The organism is Vibrio sp. 1288, assembly GCF_033344475.1.
The window spans coordinates 1-695 of the sequence record NZ_JAWPOX010000531.1 but is presented as its reverse complement, the minus strand read 5'-3'; the positions used below and the strand labels follow the sequence as shown (position 1 = coordinate 695).

Sequence of the window (695 nt, the reverse complement as noted above, 5' to 3'; positions counted from 1 at the left end):
TCCAACACAAATGATGGCGAAAACACGTCGCGAAGATGAGCTAGGTGTAGCTACTTTTACGCCATAAGCTCGTATAAATCGCCATGGAGAGCCTGGTCGTCATCAGGCTCTCATTGAGTGGCATAAAATGAGAGGCAACATTGAGCAATAAAATCGTAACTCTAGAAATTAACCTAGAACCTTCAGATAACCGCCGACTTGCTAGCCTGTGCGGTCCATTCGACGACAACATCAAGCATTTAGAACGCCGTCTAGGCGTTGAAATCAACCATCGTAGTGACCATTTTACCATTGTTGGTAAGCCTCACACCTCAGCGGCTGCGCTGGACATTTTAAAAACGCTTTATGTAGATACTGCGCCTGTACGTGGCGAGATCCCAGATATCGAACCAGAACAAATTAATCTGGCGATAAAAGAATCTGGCGTATTAGAACAAAATACCGACTCAAGTATTGCGCACGGTAAAGAAGTGTTCGTAAAAACCAAAAAAGGCGTCATTAAACCGCGCACACCAAACCAAGCTCAATACTTGGTCAATATGGTTACGCACGACATCTCTTTTGGTATTGGTCCTGCAGGTACAGGTAAGACTTACCTTGCCGTTGCAGCAGCAGTTGATGCACTAGAGCGCCAAGAGATCCGTCGTATTCTATTGACGCGCCCTGCGGTTGAAGCCGGTGAGAAACTGGGCTTC

The 695-nt window shown here is 46.3% G+C and carries 1 protein-coding gene and 1 pseudogene; both read left to right on the top strand.

The annotated features are described in order from the left end of the window. Nucleotides 1-67: pseudogene (locus R8O11_RS31870) on the top strand (tRNA methyltransferase); the annotation flags it as partial. A 73-nt stretch (nt 68-140) separates the two neighbouring features. Beyond that, a partial coding sequence (locus R8O11_RS27850) for a PhoH family protein (protein ID WP_318194951.1) occupies nt 141-695 on the top strand: 555 nt, incomplete at its 3' end.